The organism is Streptomyces beigongshangae, assembly GCF_019710745.1.
In the GTDB taxonomy this organism is placed as follows: Bacteria; Actinomycetota; Actinomycetes; order Streptomycetales; family Streptomycetaceae; genus Streptomyces; species Streptomyces beigongshangae.
The window spans coordinates 1-1,189 of record NZ_JAHKJW010000167.1 but is presented as its reverse complement, the minus strand read 5'-3'; the positions used below and the strand labels follow the sequence as shown (position 1 = coordinate 1,189).

1 pseudogene is annotated in these 1,189 nt (G+C 68.4%); it reads right to left on the bottom strand.

What is annotated here, in order from left to right:
* Nucleotides 1-163: 163 nt before the first annotated feature.
* Nucleotides 164-1,189 (bottom strand): annotated as a pseudogene (locus KM933_RS38645) (IS701 family transposase); the annotation flags it as partial.

Here is a 1,189-nt window from a genome sequence, read left to right as displayed (position 1 = left end):
TAGTACTGCAACGGTGCTTGTTCTGAGTGCTGGGCAGTTCAGGGGCTGTGCCCGCGTCGTTTGTAGTGGCTGATGCGGGCTTGGTGCTGGCGTCGTCGTCGCCAGGTTGACCAGTGCAGGATGTGGTTGATCGGGGTGGGACGACGGTCGGTGAGGCGGGTGATCAGGCGTCTGATCTCGGCGAGGCTGAGGTGGATGAGCTGGGAGGATCCGTTTCTGCTTTGTCGGTGTCCAGCTGTCGGGCTCGCAGGACGGTCAGGCAGGCGTGGGCGGCCATGGCCAGGGTCATGTGACGGTGCCAGCCGGGGTAGCGGCGGACCTGGTAGTCGTCCAGGCCGCATTCCTGCTTGGCGGTCTGGAAGCATTCCTCGACCGCCCAGCGGCTGCCCGCGATGCGGATCAGCTCGTCCAGGGTGGTGTCGGCAGGACAGTAGGCGATGTAGTAGGAGATCTCCTCGGGCCTGCTCACACTGCGGCGGGGCGGGCCAGGACCCAGTGCCGGCGGTCCTCGCGGTGCCAGGGCCGCACTTCGACGCGGGCCCAGTCGTAGATCCGCCGGCCGTGGGCTCCCTCGCCGCAGGAACGGCGTTTCCATTTCTGTCGGGGCAGGCCGGGGAACAGGTCGTGGACGGGGTGGTCGAGTGCCCAGCGGGTGACGACGGTGTCGTGCCGGGTGGTGGCCATGACGTGGAAGACGTCCGCCTGCTCGAGTTCGAAGCGCCAGCCCTTGCTGAAGCCGTAGGCGGCGTCCGCCGTCACCCACCCGAACGGGATACGGTCGGCGATGGCCCGGCGGACCATCGCCTTGGCCATGGCCACCTTCGTCTCGAAGGCGACGTGGTCGTCGATGCCGGCCCGCCGGCAGCGGTCCCGGTCGTCCGTCCAGGAGGTGGGCAGATACAGACGGCGGTCGATCAGAGTGCGTCCGCGGCCGGTGGCGTAGGCGAGGAACACACCGATCTGGCAGTTCTCCGTCCGGCCGGCGGTGCCGGAGTACTGCCTTTGCACCCCGGCCGAACGGACGCCCTTCTTGAGGAAGCCGGTGTCGTCGACGACCAGGACGGCCTCGCGGTCTCCGAGGTGTTCCACGACGTAGTCGCGTACGTCGTCCAGGACCTCGTCGGCGTCCCACTCGATCCGGTTCAGCAGCCGGTGGATGCGATCGGGACCGGCGTGCCCGGCCTCCTCC